Source organism: Pseudomonas sp. NFACC02, from assembly GCF_900110765.1.
In the GTDB taxonomy this organism is placed as follows: domain Bacteria; phylum Pseudomonadota; class Gammaproteobacteria; order Pseudomonadales; family Pseudomonadaceae; genus Aquipseudomonas.
Genome location: NZ_FOEO01000018.1, coordinates 26523 through 44055, shown reverse-complemented (window position 1 = coordinate 44055; position 17533 = coordinate 26523). Strand labels below are relative to the sequence as shown.

Annotated in this window: 15 protein-coding genes; 4 read left to right on the top strand and 11 right to left on the bottom strand. The window is 60.3% G+C overall.

Going from position 1 to position 17533, the window contains the following annotated elements:
* Nucleotides 1–290: 290 nt before the first annotated feature.
* From BMY73_RS16020 to BMY73_RS16010, 3 genes are read right to left on the bottom strand one after another with little or no spacing between them, the layout of a single operon-like run.
* Entirely contained in the window at nucleotides 291–1409 is a 1119-nt protein-coding gene (locus BMY73_RS16020; RefSeq protein ID WP_062383775.1) for an ABC transporter permease, read from the bottom strand.
* Nucleotides 1409–4135 carry a ribosome-associated ATPase/putative transporter RbbA gene (gene rbbA / locus BMY73_RS16015; protein ID WP_062383771.1) on the bottom strand — a complete coding sequence of 909 codons (2727 nt, stop codon included), beginning with the start codon at nucleotides 4133–4135 and terminating at the stop codon, nucleotides 1409–1411. Before rbbA ends, BMY73_RS16020 begins: the two co-directional genes overlap by 1 nt.
* The gene (locus BMY73_RS16010) at nucleotides 4132–5097 is read right to left on the bottom strand and encodes an HlyD family secretion protein (protein WP_092408299.1); all 966 of its coding nucleotides are present in this window, start codon (nucleotides 5095–5097) and stop codon (nucleotides 4132–4134) included. Before BMY73_RS16010 ends, rbbA begins: the two co-directional genes overlap by 4 nt.
* 207 nt (nucleotides 5098–5304) lie before the next feature.
* Between BMY73_RS16010 and BMY73_RS16005 the strand changes: the two genes are divergently transcribed.
* On the top strand, nucleotides 5305–6213 hold the full coding sequence (locus tag BMY73_RS16005) for a universal stress protein (protein WP_175500193.1): 909 nt from the start codon (nucleotides 5305–5307) through the stop codon (nucleotides 6211–6213).
* A gap of 117 nt (nucleotides 6214–6330) precedes the next feature.
* Here the strand turns inward: BMY73_RS16005 and BMY73_RS16000 are convergent, their stop codons facing one another.
* The 4 genes from BMY73_RS16000 to BMY73_RS15985 are packed head-to-tail and all read right to left on the bottom strand — an operon-like array spanning nucleotide 6331 to nucleotide 10855.
* A complete protein-coding gene (locus BMY73_RS16000) occupies nucleotides 6331–7548 on the bottom strand; it encodes a DUF4350 domain-containing protein (protein WP_092408297.1) in 1218 nt (405 codons plus the stop codon).
* Nucleotides 7545–9137: a DUF4129 domain-containing protein gene (locus tag BMY73_RS15995; protein ID WP_092408295.1), complete on the bottom strand. Its 1593-nt coding sequence runs from the start codon at nucleotides 9135–9137 to the stop codon at nucleotides 7545–7547. The genes BMY73_RS16000 and BMY73_RS15995 overlap by 4 nt, the downstream gene beginning before the upstream one ends.
* Nucleotides 9124–10104 carry a stage II sporulation protein M gene (locus BMY73_RS15990; protein WP_062383759.1) on the bottom strand — a complete coding sequence of 327 codons (981 nt, stop codon included), beginning with the start codon at nucleotides 10102–10104 and terminating at the stop codon, nucleotides 9124–9126. Before BMY73_RS15990 ends, BMY73_RS15995 begins: the two co-directional genes overlap by 14 nt.
* Before the next feature lie 13 nt (nucleotides 10105–10117).
* Nucleotides 10118–10855, bottom strand: coding sequence for an RDD family protein (locus BMY73_RS15985; protein ID WP_062383758.1), 738 nt, complete (start codon nucleotides 10853–10855; stop codon nucleotides 10118–10120).
* Nucleotides 10856–10950: 95 nt separating this feature from the next.
* Between BMY73_RS15985 and sbcB the strand changes: the two genes are divergently transcribed.
* Complete coding sequence (sbcB, locus tag BMY73_RS15980; RefSeq protein WP_370588147.1) at nucleotides 10951–12438, top strand: exodeoxyribonuclease I; 1488 nt, start codon at nucleotides 10951–10953, stop codon at nucleotides 12436–12438.
* Between the two features lie 101 nt (nucleotides 12439–12539).
* Here sbcB and mvaT read toward each other — a convergent pair whose 3' ends face one another.
* Nucleotides 12540–12917, bottom strand: a complete 378-nt coding sequence (gene mvaT / locus BMY73_RS15975; RefSeq protein WP_062383752.1) for a histone-like nucleoid-structuring protein MvaT — start codon at nucleotides 12915–12917, stop codon at nucleotides 12540–12542.
* A 351-nt stretch (nucleotides 12918–13268) separates the two neighbouring features.
* Between mvaT and purU the strand changes: the two genes are divergently transcribed.
* Nucleotides 13269–14120, top strand: a complete 852-nt coding sequence (purU, locus tag BMY73_RS15970) for a formyltetrahydrofolate deformylase (RefSeq protein WP_062383750.1) — start codon at nucleotides 13269–13271, stop codon at nucleotides 14118–14120.
* 164 nt (nucleotides 14121–14284) lie between these two features.
* Nucleotides 14285–14476 (top strand): hypothetical protein, encoded by a 192-nt coding sequence (locus tag BMY73_RS15965; protein ID WP_062383747.1) that lies wholly within the window; start codon nucleotides 14285–14287, stop codon nucleotides 14474–14476.
* Here BMY73_RS15965 and BMY73_RS15960 read toward each other — a convergent pair.
* From BMY73_RS15960 to BMY73_RS15950, 3 genes are read right to left on the bottom strand one after another with little or no spacing between them, the layout of a single operon-like run.
* Nucleotides 14453–15448, bottom strand: coding sequence for a glucosaminyl phosphatidylglycerol flippase (locus BMY73_RS15960; RefSeq protein ID WP_092408293.1), 996 nt, complete (start codon nucleotides 15446–15448; stop codon nucleotides 14453–14455). The genes BMY73_RS15965 and BMY73_RS15960 overlap by 24 nt on opposite strands.
* Nucleotides 15445–16209: an N-acetylglucosaminyl phosphatidylglycerol deacetylase gene (locus tag BMY73_RS15955; protein ID WP_092408291.1), complete on the bottom strand. Its 765-nt coding sequence runs from the start codon at nucleotides 16207–16209 to the stop codon at nucleotides 15445–15447. The genes BMY73_RS15960 and BMY73_RS15955 overlap by 4 nt, the downstream gene beginning before the upstream one ends.
* Nucleotides 16210–16216: 7 nt before the next feature.
* Nucleotides 16217–17326 carry an N-acetylglucosaminyl phosphatidylglycerol synthase gene (locus BMY73_RS15950; protein ID WP_062384099.1) on the bottom strand — a complete coding sequence of 370 codons (1110 nt, stop codon included), beginning with the start codon at nucleotides 17324–17326 and terminating at the stop codon, nucleotides 16217–16219.
* Nucleotides 17327–17533 lie beyond the last annotated feature (207 nt).

The following is a 17533-nucleotide window of genomic DNA, read 5'->3' as shown; positions in this document are numbered from 1 at the left end:
TCCTCAGTTGTCGACCCGAGGCAGCCGGTCGCCACTGGCAGCAATGGATCAAAGCCTGGGGCACCCGACGAGGTTACCGCGAGCATACTTCACGGCCGTGCCCCTGATGCCCTGGGGGAATGGCTTCTGGTCAGACCAGAAAGCGTTTTCCGCTTTGGTAGCACTCTCACCAGAAAAGGCTTTGTGTCTCGATCTGGCTGTTAAACCGCCTTGGCGGAGTGATGACTTAGAGGGCGCTCGCCACTGAGATATGCCTGTCTGAAAAAACTCGGCCCATGACACCGTGGGCGTTACGACGTCAGGCTTGAACGGAAACGTCGCAGTGTCAGGCAGAAAAACATCAGGCCAAGCACGGCCAAGGCCAGGACCTGAGGCCATATCAGTAACCACCCGGCATTGCGAAACAGGATGGCAGTGCTCAGGCTGACAAAGTGGGTCGAAGGCGAAAGCTGCATCATCCATTGCAGCCACAGCGGCATGCTTTCAAGCGGAGTCGAGCCTCCTGAGAGCAAAAGCATCGGAATGATCACCGGAATGGCCAGAAGGCCGAATTGCGGAGTGGAGCGCGCCAGTGTCGCGAGAAAGATCCCCAGAGAGTTGGTGGCGAACAGATACAGAGCGGTGAGAAGCAAAAACAGCGTCGTCGAGCCTGTCAGGGGTACATCCAGGGCAAGCCTGACGACACACTCCAGCGAAGCCCAACTGCAAGCGACCACGACGATGGCATTGGCGCTGATTTTCGACAGCATCACCTCCATGGGGCTCAGAGGAAGCACGAGCAAATGGTCGAGCGTGCCATGCTCCCGTTCCCGCAGTACCGCAGTGCCCGACAGGACAATCGCCAGAATGGTGATGTTATTGACGATCTGGATCACAGCCAGAAACCAGGCGCCCTCAAGGTTTGGATTGAACAGCGCGCGGGTCGTCAACTGTATCGGCGGCGGCAGCGTGGGTGCGCCCCGGCTGCGGTAGTCCTGCAACACCCTTTGCAGAATCCTGGAGAGGTAACCGGCGCCCATGAAGGCCTGGCTCATGGCGGTGGCGTCGACATTGATCTGCATTTCGGGACGGCGACCGGCGTTCAGGTCACTCTGAAAGTTCGCGGGTATATCGATGATAAAAGTGTAGCGACCATTGTCCATCGATCGGTCCAGCTGGTCGTAAGGCAGGAGCACGGGCGGTTGAAACTCGGGTGGTAACACGGCCTCCATGACCAGCCGGGAAACATGGCTGTGATCTTCATCGACGATCGCCACACTGGCATGGTGTACGCCGATGACCGAGCCTGCCGCCGGCATATAGATGGCGATGGAGAAGGCATACGTGAGAAACAGGAGCAGCACGTGGTCGTAGCGCAGACTGGTCAGCTCTTTGAGTGTCAACCAGAGCACATTGGCTGCCTTGCTCATCAGCGCTCCTGTTTCTTCAACATCAGCAGACTTAAACCACTGAACGCCAGGAAGAATCCTGACAGCGCGACGCACTGCGGCCACAGGTGGCGAATATCCAGCGCCTTGGTGAATGTGCCCACCGCAATGTCCAGGAAATAACCCGCAGGAAACAACGCACCCATCCATGCGGCAGCGCCCTGCAACGACGACCTGGGCACGATCAGCCCGGAAAACTGGATCGTCGGCAGGCTGGTGATGATCATGGTCCCCAGGATGGCGGCGATTTGTGTACGGGTGAAGGCGGAAATCAGCAGGCCCAGGCTGGTGGTCGCCATCACGTACAGAACGCCGCCCAATGCCAGGGTCAGCAGGCTCCCCTTGAACGGCACATCAAACAGCCATCGGTTCATGGCGGTGAGCAGACACAGATTGATCAAACTCACGGCGACATAGGGCAACTGCTTGCCGAGGAGGAACTCGATCCGCGTCAACGGGGTGGCGAAAAAGTTGGTGATCGACCCCAGTTCCTTTTCCCGGACGATGCTCAGTGCCGTGAGCATGGCTGGTATGAATGCCAGGATAAGCGCCATCACCCCGGGACCGATAGCGTTGACGCTGACCACGTCCTGGTTGTAACGAAAGCGTGTCTGGAGCTGGGCGTCGGGTGCCGGAAGTGCAGGATGGCTACTCAACTGCGCCATCGCTTGCAGATTGGCGGCATGCACGGCTTCCACGTAGTTACGGCTGGTTTCGGCCCGGAATGGCATACCGCCCTCCAGCCAGGCCGCCACGACGGGATGCCGCCCGGCATACAGGTCGCGAGCGAATCCCGGCGGAATCTCCAGCGCCAGCTTTATTTCCGAACGTTGTAAACGCTCATGCAGGTCAACGGGGTTCTGAATGGGAGCGTGCTCGGAGAAATACCGTGAGCCTCTGAACGCTTCCAGATACGCCCGGCTTTCTGGTGTCTGGTCCTGATCGAATACCGCAAACGCCAGGTTCTCGACATCAAGAGAGATGCCCAGGCCGAAGATCACCATCATCAGGATGGCGCCCAGCAGGGCAAAGGCCAGACGCACTCTGTCACGCAGCAGCTCCCGGCGCTCCTTTCCCGCGACGGCAAGCAGGCGGCCCACCCGCGCGTAACGGCGCGTCACAGGGTGGTTGACGGCTGGGGCCGAAGCGGACAAGTCGGCCACAGGCGTCGGGTTGTGCTCTGCCTGAGCCCGCTCCAGACAATCGATGAAGGCAAGCTCCAGCGTCGGCGACCCATACTGTTCCTGCAACTGCGCGCAGGTGCCGCAGGCCAGGACTTTGCCGGCGTGCATGAAGGAAATGCGGTCACACCGTTGCGCTTCATTCATGAAGTGGGTGGAGAGGAAAATCGTTACCCCCTGGTTGCGCGACAATTCGGTCAGCGCCTGCCAGAACGTATCCCGTGCCGCCGGGTCGACGCCAGAGGTGGGCTCATCGAGGATCAACACCTCCGGCTCGTGGAGGATCGCGACGGCCAGCGACAGTCGTTGGCGAATCCCCAGTGGCAAGGCACCGGAAGGCTGGTCGGCGAGGTCGGCCAGCTCGAAGCGGTCAAGCAGACGAGTGATGCGCTGCTCTCGTTCGCCGGCGGGCACGTCGTAGAGCCTGGCATGCAGGGTCAGGTTCTGGCGCGCCGTGAGCTCACCGTAAAGCGAGAAGCTTTGGGTCATGAAGCCAATGCGTTTGCGGGTCTGCAGGTCTCTGGCGTCCACGGGTTTGCCTAACAGCGTGGCCGTTCCCGTCGTGGCCGGGATCAGGCCTGTGAGCACCTTCATGGTCGACGTCTTGCCGCAGCCGTTGGAGCCCAGAAAACCGAAGATCTCGCCTTTGCCGATCGAGAAACTGACATCGTCGACCGCGGTGAAATCGCCGAAGCGAAGGGTCAGCCCGCGGGCCTCGATCGCAATAGCGTGCGTATCCGGCTGTTGGCTGTAGAGCACCTGCGGTCCTGGCGCGGGCGCTGGCGTGCCGCCCTGAAAGTGGGTGAACGCTTGGTCCAGCTTGCCACTGGGCGTGCTCGCAGCCAGTGCTTCGCGGGTTCCGGCCGCAATCAACCGGCCCTGGTCGAGCATCAGGCAGTGCTCGAATTGCTCAGCCTCTTCCATGTAGGCGGTGGCCACCAGAATGGTCAGTTGCGGACGTTGCAGACGCACATGGTCTATCAGTTCCCAGAAGTGTCGCCGGGACAGTGGGTCGACGCCGGTGGTCGGCTCGTCAAGTATCAACAGATCCGGGTCATGAATCAGCGCGCAACACAGTCCCAGTTTCTGTTTCATGCCGCCTGAGAGTTTTCCCGCACGACGATCCTGGAATGGCAGCAGATCGGTCGCCAGCAAAAGCGCTTGCATACGCGCCTGGGTTTCGACGGCGCTCAAGCTGAACAGCGCGGCGAAGTAACGCACGTTTTCCTCAACGCTCAGGTCGGGATAGAGGTTATTGCCCAGCCCCTGCGGCATGAACGCAATGCGGGTATACAGGGTAGTGCGGTGGGTGCGGTCATCGATCTCACCGCCCAGAACCGAAAGCTGCCCGCACTGCAACGATTTGACACCCGCAATCAGCGCCAGAAGGGTCGATTTGCCAGCGCCATCGGGTCCGATCAGGCCACAGCGTATGCCAGCAGGGAGCTCAAGGTTGATGTCGGTCAATGCAGGAGCGGCGCCGTAATAATGGCTCAACCCATGAACGCGCAGCGCCGGGCCTGTCATGGCAGCACAGCCGGCCAGGAGACGGGGCGCGTCCTGACATAGCCGGTGCCTGGCATGCCAGGTTTGGCCTGCGGTGTCCGCTCGGGATCGGTCAAGGTCAGTTTCACGCGGAATACCAGCTTCTGGCGTTCATCCCGAGTTTCCACTTCCTTGGGCGTGAACTGGGCCTTGTCTTCCACGAAGCTGATGCGGGCCGGCAGCGGTGTGGTGGCGAGCGCATCGAGCACGATTCGCGCTTCGTCGCCCAGCGTCAACTTGCCTACGGTCGCCGTAGGCAAGTACAGGTTCATGTATTGATCCTGAGTGTCGATCAGAAGGAGCACCTGCCCGCCCGCGGCCAGCACTTCGCCTGGCTCGGCCATGCGTAACTGAATGACGCCATCCACAGGCGCCCGGAGGCTGTTATCGTCAATTTCGCTTTGCAGGCTCGCGACCTCCGCCAACGCCGCTCCAATAGTGGTCTGGAGTGCTTCCACTTGAGCTCTGGCAGCGCGCACTGCTGACGTCGTGGTTTCCATGCGCGATGTCTGCTGGTCGAAGCCCTGGGCACTGTAGTAGCCGCGTTCGTACAGTTGGCGGGCACGTCTGAGCTCTTGCTGAGCAAGCAACTGTTCACTCTGACGCAGTTGCAGCGTTGCCTGTGCTGCAGCGACGTTTTGCCGGGCGCCGGCCACGCCCGCTTCGGCTTGCCTCAAGTGCGCATCAAGGGTGCGGGTGTCCATGCGTGCCAGCAGTTGGCCGGCCGTGACTTTATCGCCCTCGTGTACCAGCACCTCTGCCAGGCGCCCGGCGGTCTTGCTGGCGATCTGCACTTCGGTCGCTTCCAGCCGTCCGTTGGACATGACGAAGTCAGGCGACAGTCGAGGCTTGCGCAGTTGCCAGTAACCGAAAACACCGCTGCCCAGCGTCAGAACCAATATCGCCACTGCCCAAATGATCCACTTGCGATGCTGTGCTGCCATAAAACGTCCCCTTGTGTGAGGGGAGTCTGGACCTGCCCGCATCGCGGCGTTTGATCATTGTCAAACTCACGTCCTTTTGACATCCACGTCTCGGACGACCAAGCGATTCTGATCTAGATCAAATGCGCTTGCGCCCGGTTGCCGACAATGGCTTCACATCCGCATCGGCCAAACCCGCTGCGACCCGACAAGCAATGGAGGTGTGAAATGGCCGAGATCGAGCGATTGTTGCTGATTGCCCCACCACTGATGGAACGCACCCCCGCGTTTGACCGTGCGGCCTCGCTGGCCAAGGTCAAATCCGCGGCGTTGCACATCGTTGCGTTCGATTATGTAGAAGGCATTGCGTCCTCGGGGCTCGTCAACGAGACCGCGATCGCGGAGATGCGTGAAGGCTATCTGCACCGCCATCGTCAGTGGCTGGATGAACAGGCCAAGGGCATTCACCACATGGGGGTCGAGGTCACCACGGAGGTGATATGGGTCAAACGTCCGCTGGAAGAAATCCTGACCCACGTTCGTCAGATGAAGCCAGCGATGGTGATCAAGGATTTGCAGCAGGAATCCTGGCTGACACGGGCGCTTTTCACCACGCTGGACAGGCGCCTGTTGTATGAGTGTGACGCCCCGTTGCACCTGGTGGCCAAGGTGCAACATGGCATCCCGCGCAAGATCGTGGCGGCTGTCGACCCCTTCCGGGTGGATGATCAATTCGAGCGGCTGAACGACCGGATTATCACCATGGCCGAGCAACTGGCTTCGCAGTGCGACGCGCAACTGGACCTGTTGTACGCCTACGATTTGTCCTACATCTACGCGCTGGACGGCGGATTCGGTTATCAAGCGTCGGTCATGGACGAGCTGTACGCGACCGAAATGCAGGCGTTCGAGCAGTTGGCAGAGCGCTTCGGGGTACCGGCAGACCGCAGGCACATGATCACGGGAAACCCCGCTCGGGTCATTGAAACGTTCATGACCGACAACGGTGTGGACGTCGTAGTGCTCGGCACCGTTCACCGCGATGTCATGAACAAACTGCTGGGCAGCACCACCGAGCAACTGGCGAACCACTTGCCCGGTAGCCTGCTGACCATCAATCCGCGAAGCGGCGAATGAGCAGTCGGGTAATGAGCAGGCAGAGTGTCTGTGCGCCTGTCTGCGAAATGTCGCCGCACGCCTGTCATTCACGCAATCCGTTGTTCGATCATGGATCCAGCCGTCAGACGCGCCGGATCAGAGGGCGTTCCTGAGGGTTTGCAGGTAGGCAACCTGACGGGTGAATTCGGCGCTGGGCAGACGTTCTTCAAGGCGTGGGCGCAAGGCCTGACCCACGTGATGGGTCGACTGGCGAGTCATGCGGGCGAGCAGTTGCCATTGTTCGGTGACCGGTAAGGTTTCGAACCCGGGATGGCGTTGTCGAGCGCGACGCAGAATGTCCTGCTGCAGGGATCGTAGCAACGCGTGCTGCCCTCGGCGGCGCAGCAGGAAGTCGGCGCTGGCGCGCAGATGCTCGCCCAGTTGTCGACGGGCGCGTGACGGCTCGGGCTGCAACGGGCCGTGGCGCATGCCGGCGTGCCAGAGCCCTGCACCGAGGCAAAGCGCCAATGCCAGCAACGCTTGCGGGAAATACTTCCAGAGCAGGCCGAACAAGTCATCGTGGTCAGTGCGCAGCAGGAAGGTCACGTTGCTGTCCTGGCTCAGGTACCACAGCAGCCAGGCATTGTCATATTTGCCGATGGCACGGGTTTTCCACAGGTCCGCGTCAGTGAGTACCGTGATCAGCCCCTTGCCGTACACCATCTGCAGCATGTGCGTCGCGTCGGCGCTGTTGGCCCAGGACTGTGCGTGATCCAGTGGGTCGTCCAGGTGAAACGCCGGATCGAAACTCATGTAGGCCGGATCGTTTTCGTTTTGGACGTAGAGTCGGGTCAGCTCGGGCCAGGGCGTTTTCGGCGCGTCGATGTCTGGTGTGCTCAAAGGGATGACGGGCTTGAGCTGCTCACGTTCACGCCGTCGGTCCTGTTCGCGCAGGTCACGGGTAAGGAACTGATGGATCTGCAGCTGATCGAGCAACAGGTCGCCGCTGCGGCCTTTCTTTTCATCCCACAGTTGCTCGGCGACAAACAGCAGCCGTCCGCCTGCACGGGTCCAGCTCAGCACGCGGGTGACGTCGGCCGGGGTCATCTTCTCGCGCGTGTCCAGCAGCATCAGGGTCTGCGTCTGCTGGCGTGTGTCAGGGAGGTTGTTGAGGGCCTGGGTGACGTTGACCGGCACGCCTCGCTGGCGCAAAAACGTTTCGGCCGCCAGGTACGGGTTGGCCCGCGCCTCAGGTGACGCGCCCTGATCGACCACGTCCTCATAGTGCTCGATACGGTTGAGCAGCGGTGCACTGGCGATCGCGATGCACACCAGCACGAGGGCGCCCAGCAGCATCCCTGTGCGCCGACTCATGCGGCGGCTCCACGGGCGAACAACCGTCGCCATTCGTCACACAGGGCCTGCTGCACATCCGCGTCAGGGAGCTGATGACCATAGGCCAGATTTTGCCAGTGGCGTGTCAGTTCATGGCTGTAGGCGTGGAGCGGCGGCTGGTTCAAGGCGTCGACCCGCGCCAGCACCTGACCTTCGGTATCGGCATTCTTAAGTGGCAGTTGATAGTCGGTCAGCAGACGGTTGAGCAGGGCGCGGTAGAGCAGGCTGAGCGCCTCGCGGGGGGCGTGTGGCCAGAGTTTTTCTGCGGCAGTGGCGACGTCATCCGGCAAACTCTCGGCAGCCACCTGCAAACCAAATAATTGATGAGGCGTTGCACGCGCAGAGGGCGTCTTGCGCTGGCCCCTGCCCACAAAGGTGCCGAACCAGGCGCGGTAACGCCAACCAATCCAGGCTACGACTACGGCGATCAAGGTCCACAGCAGCGCTTCGAAAACGGTTGACAGGGTTTTGCCTGCGTTCAATAACCCCACGATCAGCTTCGCCAGCCATTGAGGGGTGTCGCCAGTCTTTGCATGGTGCTTCTGTTCGGCGATTCGCCAGCCCGAGACGGTTTTCGGGTTCTTGAAGGGCGGGCCGTCCAGCACGGCCTTGATGGCTTGCCGTGAGGCCTGGCTGGTCAACGGCTGGTTCAGCAGACGCGGCGCGGCGGGGCCTGCCACCTGCTCGTCCGCCGAGGCGGAATCCAGCGGCGGTAACGGACAACTGTAATTCGATTCGTCTGTGGTCTCGGCGGCCATCGCGCTCGACGGCGACAGGCTGAACGCAAGCGAGACGCCGATCAACAGCGCGTAGGCACTGCCCATCACACGCTGACGCAACTGGCGGAACGCGAGCTCGATGTCCCAGGCTTCCAGCGTCGTACGGCGATTGAGGTACAGGGCGAAACCGCACGAGACATAGGTCGGACCCCAGAACACCAGCACCAGCGCGTAGAACGCGTTGGTCAAATGTTCCAGCCAGTTCCAGTTCCCTTCGATGTCCAGCAGGCTGCGCCACGACCAGTCCAGTTCGACCTGCTGGGGAATGAGCGCGTAGAACAGCAGCATCGCGCTGACCCAGAAGCCCATCTCCAGCGTGCTGCCCAGGGACGTCAGACAGCGGGCGACGCGTCGGTCCTTTTCTCCCAGCAGTGCGATGCGTTGTGCCCGGGCCAGTCCGTCCAGGCCTTCAAGCTGTTGCACGGGCAGATAGAAGCTGCGGCTCAAGCTGAATCGTCGCCACGTCAGGCTGGCGAGCAATTGGGGTTTGAGCGCACGCGGCCAGGCCCTGAGCGCGTCTTTCAACGACGGGGGCGCACCGAACAGCGCCTGGGAAAGGATCAGCAGCGGCAACCGTTCGTACGCAGGCTTGAGCCACCAGAACAGCAGCACCGCGACGCTGGGGTAGTCCCAAAGCAACCCACTGATCAGCGCGAAAATCGGCAACGTGATCATCGCCCAGCTCGTCATCAGCAGGCGCCGATGCTGACGTGCGAGCAGCACGCCGAGGTCGATGGCTTCCCATGGATTGCGCGGGCGAATCGCCACGCAGGCTTCAGTCAGGCGCATGGGACGTGCGCCCGGCAAAGATCAGATAGGACGCCACCAACGCCCACAGTACGGCGCCCACCAGGTATTTGGTGGCGGGCTGCGGCCAGGTCATCGACGACCAGTAGGCTTCGATAAACGCGGCAATCAACAGGAACAACATGACGCCGCCGATCAGCCGGACGCTGGTTTGTGCGGCGATGCGCAGGGCTTCACCGCGCCGCATCGGGCCGGGTGCGAGCAACGCCCAGCCCAGTTTCAGACCCGCGGCGCCGGCCAGGGCAATGGCGGTCAATTCAAAGGCGCCATGCCCCACCACGAACGGCCAGAAGGTCTGGCCGAAGCCGACATCGGTCAGGTGACCCGCTACGGCACCGATCAGCAGACCGTTGAAGAACAGGAAAAACAGACTGCCCAGGCCAAACAGCAAACCGCTGGCGAAGGTCTGAAAGGCGATACCGACGTTGTGCATGATGTAGTAACCGAACATCAGCCAGTCGGTGCTTGAGGCGCGTTCGGCTGCCTGACCGATACGACGTGCCGCCGGGTCGTACATCGACTCCATCTCGCTGACTTGGGCCGGACTGACCACGCTGTAGATCAGGTCCGGATACCCGTACACCAGCAGTCCCATGACGATCAGGCTACCGAAGAACAAGACCAGGGCTAACGTGACGAGCCGCCATTCGGCGCGCACGAGACGGGGGAAATCGGCCAGTACGAACGCCAGCAACCGGGCGGCGAACTGACTGTGATGGCGATACAGCTGTTGGTGACCGCGCATGGCGAGCTGTTGCAGGGGCTCGATCAGATGGCTGCTGTAACCGCGCGCTTGAGCCAGGGCCAGGTGCTGGCAGATTTGCCGGTAGGCCTGTGTGAAGCCATCGCCCGCTTCGTGCCTGCGACGGCTGCGTTCCAGCGCGTCGAGGCGTTCGCTGAACTGTTGCCAGGTACCTCGATGGCGTTGTTCGAACTGGCCTTGCTTCATGGCGAGCTCCGCTTCATGTCGATCCCGCCAGTGAGTGAGCGATGCCGTTCAACTGGCTCACCGCCTGTTGCGGCGGGGTGTGTAGCGGCATTTGCAACGGTTCGACGAGGATCGAGGCAAGCTCCTCGACCCGCGCCGGTGCGAGCCCTTGCTGGCGTTCGGCGAAGGCCAGTACGGCGCGTTGCTCCGACAAGGTCAGCACCAACGGCGATGTCATGGGGGAGGCCTCGGGCAGCGTCGGGCGCGGCGTCGGTGTGTCGCGGTAAATCACCAGCGTCCCCGCGGCCAGGTCGCCAAGGCGTTTGAACAGGGGATGCTGCAAGCAGGCAAACGCCCCCACGCTGTAACCGAACGGCAGCATGTCGACAAAACGCAACAGGTTACGCAGCAGCGACGCCGACCAGCCGACCGGCGTGCCGTCATCGTGTACAACGCGCAGCCCCATGATCTGCTTGCCGGGTGTGCGCCCCTGATGCAGGACCTCGAACAGCACCATGTACCACCAGTTGATCAGAAACAGCACCAACACGAATACGCCGGTGCCGAACTCGCCAAGTGCTCCCAGTAGAAAAAACAGTCCGGCCAGCAGGGCACCGCGAACCAGCAGATCGATGCCAAAGGCCAGCGAGCGCGACAACAGTCCGGCGGGACGCAGCATCAGGTCGATGCCTTCCGGGGTTTCCATGCGGATACGGGTGTCCAGCGGGGCAGGCTGCGCAGCGATCCTTGGCCAAGCGTGCGAGGAGGACATTGTGGGGAGGGATACGCCTTGAAATAAAGTCTGATGCTAGCCACGGTGGGGGAGGTAAGCAACCTGCGCATAACCCGGTTACATCTGCCGCCTCGATGGAGCGCCAGGACCATCTGTTAGACTGCCTCGGTCTTTTGTTCAGGATCAGGCCCGTGACCTCCAGCATCTTCTGGTACGACTACGAAACCACCGGGATCAATCCGCGTAACGACCGTCCTCTGCAGATGGCGGGCATACGCACCGATGAGCAGCTCAACGAAATCGCCGATCCCGTCAACCTCTACTGCCAGCCAAGCGACGATATCCTGCCGCATCCTGCGGCCTGCCTGGTCACGGGCATTACCCCGGCCCGACTGGCGGAAAAGGGATTGTGCGAAGCGGATTTCATGACGCGCGTGCATGCCGAACTCTCAAAACCCGGTACGTGTGGGGCCGGTTACAACACGCTGCGTTTCGATGACGAAATGACGCGCTACAGTCTGTATCGCAACTTCTTCGACCCGTATGGGCGAGAGTGGCAGGGCGGCAACAGCCGCTGGGACTTGATCGATGTTGTGCGTACCGCATATGCCCTTCGACCTGAAGGCATTGTGTGGCCGGAAGAAGACGGGCGCGTCACGCTGAAGCTCGAACGTCTCACGGCTGCCAATGGTATAGATCACGGTCAGGCGCACGATGCGCTCTCCGATGTGCGTGCAACTATTGCACTCGCGCGGTTGATTCGCGACAAACAACCCAAGCTGTACGACTATCTTTTTCAATTACGCAGCAAGCACAAGGTGCAGGAGCAAATACGCCTGTTGCAGCCACTGGTGCATATATCTGGCCGGTTCTCCGCAGCACGAAGTTACGTGGGCGTCGTATTACCGCTGGCCTGGCACCCGACCAATCGTAATGCGCTGATCGTCTGCGACCTTTTTCATGACCACAGTCCCTTGCTGGAAGAAGACGGTGAGACCTTGCGCCAGCGCTTATATACGCGTCGTGAAGATCTTTTGGAGGGGCAGTTGCCGGTGCCGCTCAAATTACTGCATATAAATAAATGCCCGGTTGTCGCCCCCTTGAGCGTCTTGCGCGAGGAAGACCGTCAGCGATTGCAGTTGGACATGAGCGTCTTTAAAGATCGGGTCTTGCGTCTGAACGAGGGGCAGGCGATCTGGCAGGAAAAGTTGAAAAAGGTTTACGCCAGTGATGAGTTCGCTGTGAGTGAGGACCCCGAGCAGCAGCTATATGACGGCTTTATTAATGACCGGGATCGTCGTCTCTGCGAGCAGGTTCGTAATGCAGAGCCGCCGCGACTGGGCAACGAAGCCTGGCCGTTCGATGACCCTCGTCTTCCCGAGTTATTGTTCCGTTACCGTGCCCGAAACTTTGCCGAAACCCTCAGCGTCGAAGAGCAACAACGCTGGTTACGCTTTTGCCAGCTGCGCTTGACCGACCCACAGGCCGGAGCGCCCAACACCTTGAAAGCGTTTACCAAAGCCTTGATTGCGCAGTCCCTTACCGCGACGCCCGAGCAGCTCAAGGTGCTAAGCCAGTGGCAGGACTATTCGCTGCAACTTCAACAGCGGCTGAATTTATAACGGGGCAGGACCGTTCGCCGCCCATAAAAAACGCCAGCATTTGCTGGCGTTTTTCTTGAGTCGCACATCACTGCACAACAGCTATCGCACTACGCGGGTAATTAGCCCAGCAGAGTTGCCCAGCTTTCAACCTCGTCGCCGCCCCACTTGGCTTTCCACTCTTTCAGGGTTTTGTGGTTGCCACCTTTGGTTTCGATGATTTCACCGTTGTGTGGGTTCTTGTATTGCTTGACCTTGCGCGCGCGTTTGGTGCCGGTAGTTTTTACCACAGCGCCACGCGGGGCTTTCATTTTGGAGTCTGGATCCAGCAGCGCGATGATGTCGCGCAGGGATTTCTGATATTCGCCCATCAGGGTGCGCAGTTTGCCTTCGAACTCAAGTTCCTTTTGCAGTTTGTCGTCTTGTTGCAGGTTTTGCAGACGCGCTTGCAGTTCTTTGATGGCTTCTTCTGTTGCGCGGTATTCGTTGATCAAGGACATGAGGGTTACCTGTGTTGTGATGAGCAAGGTGTAATGACGCAATAATAGTCATAGCGTTTGCGCAAGTAAACATTTAAGAAAAGTTTTATCTGTAGCATTTTGAAATAGCTAAGCGACATGCGCGTTCATGAAACAAATGTTATGTGGGCGGTTTTCAAAAGACTGCCACTATTGAGCGCCTTAACGGCACCTTGTTCGGTGTGAGGGAGGCCTGCCCGGAGCGCCGAGCCCGATTAGCGCTGGCCGAGGGTGCGTTTGCTCCCGATGAAATCAGTGTCATCGGAATACTGCACAGTCGTGAGGTAGCCGTTAGAATAGCCGCCTTTTGCGAAGTTCTGGAGTTTCCCCCTCATGCGCACTTTTCGTCTGGTCATCGCGTGCCCGGACCGTGTAGGCATCGTTGCCAAAGTCAGTAACTTTCTGGCGTCGTACAACGGCTGGATTACCGAAGCAAGCCATCACTCTGACAACCTCAGCGGATGGTTTTTCATGCGTCACGAAATCCGTGCCGACACGCTGCCGTTCGACCTCGACGGTTTCCGTGAGGCGTTCACCCCCATCGCCGAAGAGTTTTCGATGGACTGGCGCATCACGGACTCCGATCAGAAAAAACGCGTCGTGCTGATGGCCAGCCGCGAATCGCATTGCCTGGCAGACCTGCTGCACCGCTGGCACAGCGATGAGCTGGATTGCGAAATCGCCTGTGTGATCTCCAACCACCAGGACCTGCGCAGCATGGTCGAATGGCACAACATTCCCTACCACTACGTGCCGGTCGATCCAAAGGACAAGGAACCCGCCTTCGCTGAAGTCTCACGTCTGGTGAAACAACACGAAGCGGAAGTCGTTGTCCTCGCCCGTTACATGCAGATCCTGCCACCTGACCTTTGCCGTGAATATGCGCATCAGGTCATCAACATTCATCACAGCTTCCTGCCTTCGTTCGTGGGCGCCAAGCCGTACCATCAAGCATCGCTGCGCGGCGTGAAACTGATTGGCGCGACATGTCACTACGTCACCGAAGAGCTGGACGCCGGTCCCATCATCGAGCAGGACGTGGTGCGCGTCAGCCATCGTGACAGCATCGAGAACATGGTGCGTTTCGGGCGTGACGTCGAGAAGATGGTGCTGGCCCGTGGTCTGCGCGCGCACCTGGAAGATCGCGTGTTGGTGCATGACAACAAGACCGTGGTGTTCGACTAAGCTGGCGACAGGCGCTGCGAGAGAAGTAGCGTTCAAACGCCGGACACGTGGGAGCCAATTGATTCGCGATGCACTGTGTCAGGCGATACAGCGCAGCGCACGTATCGGTGCTCGCGAATGAATTCGCTCCTGCAATCAAATCCGTGTATCAGCGGAGCACAGCCATGACCGACCCCCTTGATAAAGCCACTTCCAAAGCGCCGCCCACCCTGGGTGAGGGCTGTCTGAGCCGATATGACCCTGAGGCGTTGTCCCCTGACGACGGAACTGAATTCGAGGGGGCCGCTCAGCTGTGGGAGCAGCTCAACCCTGAAGAACAGGAAGAAGAGGCATCACGCGGTTTTGACCCGGAGTAGCTTCATCAACAAGGGGCGGCCCACCATCAGCAGAAACACCGGTCCGCCCGCGACCAGGTAGAAGTAGTGGGTCACGATCCGCCAGATCAGAATCGCCGCGGCAGCGGTCGATTTGCCCACCATGGGCGCCAGCAGGGCCGCCGACGTCAATTCCGCAGCACCGGCGCCACCTGGCGACAGGCTGAATTGTCCCGCGCTCAGCGAGAGCATTTGCACCAGAAATGTCCAGGCCCAATCGATGTCCACGCCAAGCCCACGCAAGGCCAGGTACATCACGCTATAGCGCAGGCTCCAGTGAATGCAGGTCAGGGCAAAGACCTTGAGCAGAATGCGGTGGGGCATCTTCCAGGTTTCAGCCAGCGCGTCCCGAAAGTGCAACAGCTTGCGCGCCCACCGGATGCGCGTGGTGTTTTTGCGTTTAAGGCGCTTGAGCAGCTTGCCGTTCAGCAGAATGATCCGACGGTGATACCGCGCAAAGCCTGCGCAGGCACACAGGCCGGCACCGATTAGCAAAGCGCTGGCAATGAGCATCCATTCCAGATTTTCGCTGAGTTTGTGGAAAACGGCGTAAATCAGGATGCCGATCAGCGCGAGCAGAAAAAAGACAAGGTCGTTGAGCTGGTCCGTGGCGAACGCTGCTGTGCTCTTCGCCGGACCAATCCCACTCCGTGACAGCAGGGCCACCAACGTCAGCGGCGCGCCGCTGCCGCCTGGCGTCGCGCAGTACGCGAACTCAGTGGCCATGACCACCGCCAGGCTCTTGCGCATTCCCAATCCCCGAGCGCTGTCGCCTAACAGCAGTCGCAAGCGCATCGTATTCATGCACCAGCCGACCAGGACCATGCCGAACATGCCCAGTAGCAACACAGGTGAAAAGTTGCGCAGGCGGTGAAACATGTCCGCGCCGCCCATGAAAAACGGGATCAGAAGGGCAAGTAACAGCAGCACCGCCAGCCAGACAAGTCGCTTCACGCGGCGGACCTGACGGCACTCTGACGCTGCAGCCAGGCAAACTTGGTCATGGGCGTACGGCCGTCCTCCAGCAGGCGCTCGAGCGTGTTCAGCCAGTACTGACGAGAAAAATCATGGCGCATGTCCACGGGGTGCAGCCCGAGGCGAATGGTGTTGGCGTTATGCAAATGAGCCTCGCGATGGTCACTGATTATTTTCGACAGTCCGCGTCGCCAGGAACTGCGTGCGCTCCAGACAATACCCGGTGCTTCGATCCGGGAAAAGTCCGGTAGACGATACAGATGTTGCGCATCACTGGTGTAGTCCAGTGGTAATTGGCGCAAGGCTGCTCGCGTGGCTTCGCTCATGAGCCAGGCCGGTGCGACGAATCCGTGCAGCGGCCAGTCATGGCGCTCGAATACCTTGACGCCCGCTACCAGACGTTGCAGCGCCTGAGGGTAATCGAGGGTGTAGAACTCGCCTTCCCAGGTATAAATACGCCGCATGAAAAAAGCATGAGGGGTTCGCGGTGCCGGGCCGTCATCGCAATGGTAGTAGCCGTGAAGCGCCAGTTCGTCGCCTCGCGCCAGACGCGAATGCATCAGACGCTGGAAGGCCGGCGCGTTGTCGACGTGGTCGTTTTTGTGAAAGTCCGGCACAACCAGCCAGGTCATTGGAATATTCCCCATGGCGTCGACGGCTTCGACGAAGGGGCGGTAGTCGGCCCAGGTCTGCGGTGCGACATCATGTAACACCACCACAACGCTGCGCTCGCGGGGCATAAGGACCTCATCCATGAGCGTAGGCCGGTGCCCGGGTGCCAACCGTGATGCCCAGAACTGACGCGTAATGACCAAGCAGGCCGGCGACGACGGTGTCCCAATCGTAGTGCATTTCGACATGGCGGCGTGCCGCGCGTCTCATGCCGGGGAGGTCTTGCCTGAATAGCTGACCCACGGCGTCGGCCATGGCCTTTGGATGATTGGGTTCGCACAACAGGCCACAGGTGGCGGGAATGATCTCGCGGAAAGCGCCCGCATCAACGGCCACTACGGGTGTCCCGCTGGCCATGGCCTCCAGAATCACCAGGCCAAAGGTCTCTTGATTGCCAGCGTGCACCAGCGCATCGGCGCTGGCCAAGAGGCGGGCAACCTCTACGGGCGGCAGGAAATGATTCATCACACTGACATTCTCCGGCACGTGGGTCGGCATGTGCGAGCCTACCAGCAACAGGTGATAACCCTCGCCGAGCTCCCTCATACAATCGAGCAGGATCGGGATGTTTTTTTCCTTTGACCCCCGCCCGGCAAAGACCAGCAGGTGTGTCTCGTTGCCAAGGCCCAGCGCTGACTTGAGTCCCGGATCGCGGCGGGCAGGATGGAACATCTCGAGGTCCACCCCCAACGGCTGCACGTGCACGTTTGTGACGCCTATACGAATGAGTTTTTCTGCCATGGCCGTGCTGGGTGCGAGGACGCGGTCGAAGTTGCCGTAGAGTTTGCTGATGTAAGTTTCGACATTGGTGCCCGCCCAAGTGCCGATGCGGTTGCTGACCAGCAATGGAAGGTCGGAGTGGTAGAAGCCAATGACCGGGACGTCCAGCTGGCGGCGGGCATCCAGCGCCGCCCAGGCGGTGAGATAGGGGTCCCCGGCCTCAATGAGATCGGGATGAAGGTCACGCAGGGTATTTCGCCAAGGGGCCACCCGCAGTGGAAAGCGGTAGCCGTTGCCAAACGGCACAGGTGGGGCTGGCACGCTGTACACCCCATCCTTGGAGCCGAGGCCGGCGCCCGGAATGAGAAGACTGTGTCGGACGTCGGGATAAATCCCCAGCCGGCGGTGCTTGGCATCCAGATAAGTGCGCACGCCGCCGCTGGCAGGGGCGTAGAACATGGTCATGTCTGCGATATGCACGGTGGCCTCCTGCGGTGTTCGCGTCCATTGTTGACCACGTTCAAGAATAGTTGTTCGGTCGGAAAACAGTTCTGGAACGGGCGACGCTGTGGGCATCGGGTGACCTGAACTAGAGTGAATAAGCCGACCCTGATCGGTGATGTGCAATGCGGGCGACGCTCGCCGTATCGCCTGGCCTAAGCGAAAACAACC